This is a genomic window from Kitasatospora sp. NPDC036755 (assembly GCF_040636595.1).
Taxonomy (GTDB): Bacteria; Actinomycetota; Actinomycetes; order Streptomycetales; family Streptomycetaceae; genus Kitasatospora.
Genome location: NZ_JBEZUT010000691.1, coordinates 1 through 1,255 on the forward strand (window position 1 = coordinate 1; position 1,255 = coordinate 1,255).

Consider the following 1,255-nt stretch of genomic DNA (forward strand, 5'->3'; position numbering starts at 1 on the left):
CCCCGAGCCGGTTGGCGCCGTGGTCGGAGAAGTTGGCCTCCCCGACCGCGAACAGCCCCGGGACGGTGCCCGCCTGCGGACGGGGACCCTGCCGGCCCGGCGGGCCCTGCCCGCCGGAGGGTTCGGAGGCCGGCCGACCGAGGCACTCGACCACCTTGTCACCGGCTGCGTCCGGATGGCCCGCGAGCTGGTGGCCGCCGACCCGGGCGCGGAGCGGCCCCGGACCCTGCTCTCGCTGTACGACGGCGCGGCCGGCCTCGGCCTCGAACTGCTCCAGCACCCCGACCGCCCGGACGCCCGGGCCGCCGCCGCCGAACTGGCCCACTGGACGTCCACCCACCCCGGCCTCGACCACCTGGACGGCTCGCTCCACCAGGGCCGCACGGGCGTCGACCTGTTCCTCGCCGAGGCCGCCGCCGTGCTGGGAACCGAGCCCCCGGGGCACCGCCGGTACGAGGGGACGGGCGTGGACCAGATCGCCGGCACCGCCGGGATCGGCACCGGCCACCTGCTGCTCGCCGCCCTCGGCCCGGCGGCCGGAGCGCACCGGGCGGCGGCGGCCGACTGCGCCGCCGGCCTCGTCGGCCGGCCGCTGGACGACCTCGGGGAGGAACCCAACCCCGGCACCGCGGCCCTCGCCGAGGGCTTCGCGCACGGCCGCGCGGGCATCGCCCACTTCCTGCTCGCGATGCCCGACGAGGCGTCCCGGCACACCGCGCGGGAGCTCGTGGACGGGCTCGCGGCCGGCCTCCCCGGCATCCTGGCCGCCGCCCGCGCACCCGGGGCGACCCGCCGCTACCTCTCCTGGTGCCGGGGACTGGCCGGGATCGGCACACTGCTGGTCCAGGCCGGCCGGCAGTACGGCGGCGACGACCTGCTGGCGCTGGCCGTCGAAGCCGCCGACACCTGCCGGACACTCGCCCCGAGGACCGCGCAGGTCTTCCGCTGCTGCGGCCTCGCGGGCGTCGGGGACCTGCTCGTCGACCTCGCGGTGGCCACCGGCGAGGCCCGGCACTGGGCGGCCGCCGAGGAACTGGCGGCCCTGATCCTCACCCGGGCCGGCGGGCCGCCCGCCCGCCCGGTGCTGCCCGGCCGCCGGCCGGACGCGGAGTCCCGCGCCTGGGCGGTCGGCACCCCCGGCGTGGCCACCTTCCTGCGGCGCCTCGCCCGGCGGGGCGGGCCGGTGCCGGGGTCGCTGCCGCCGCACTGAGCGGGGCGGCGGCGCCGAGGAGCCGGCGGCCGGGTCCGGGGCGCT

General features: G+C 80.4%; 1 protein-coding gene. It reads left to right on the top strand.

Going from position 1 to position 1,255, the window contains the following annotated elements; translation table 11 throughout:
- Positions 1 to 1,210: lanthionine synthetase LanC family protein (locus tag AB0E96_RS41250; protein ID WP_359831980.1), on the top strand; the 1,210-nt coding region annotated here is incomplete at its 5' end.
- Positions 1,211 to 1,255 lie beyond the last annotated feature (45 nt).